Source organism: Streptomyces sp. DH37, from assembly GCF_029813835.1.
In the GTDB taxonomy this organism is placed as follows: Bacteria; Actinomycetota; Actinomycetes; order Streptomycetales; family Streptomycetaceae; genus Streptomyces.
Genome location: NZ_JARVKV010000254.1, coordinates 1 through 381 on the forward strand (window position 1 = coordinate 1; position 381 = coordinate 381).

Sequence of the window (381 nt, forward strand, 5' to 3'; positions counted from 1 at the left end):
CCGTCGGCACGGTCGAGGTGGAGGGCGCCGGGCTGCTGTGGTGCCGCTTCGAGCCCAGCGGCCACTGCTACGTCATGCAGACCGTGGAGGTGCCGGACAAGGAGGCGATGCACCGCCGCGTGCGCGAGCTGGTGGAGCGGATCAACCCGCACATAGCGCGGTGGACGGACGGCGTCTCGGAGCGGATGCTCGCCACGGAGCTGGTCGACCCGGCGGACGAGGCGGCGATGGACCCCGGGCGGCTGCGGTGGTGGCACCGGGTCCTGATGGACCCGCCGCGGGACCAGGAGCCGGGCGCCACTCGGGTCTACGGCGTGGAGCGCACGATCCACGACGACGCGTACCTGCGCTTCGGCGACGGCGTCACCACCCTCGTCCGCC

Annotated in this window: 1 protein-coding gene; it reads left to right on the plus strand. The window is 73.5% G+C overall.

What is annotated here, in order from left to right; genetic code table 11:
* Positions 1-381: hypothetical protein (locus tag QC029_RS30910; RefSeq protein WP_279559145.1), on the plus strand; the 381-nt coding region annotated here is incomplete at both ends.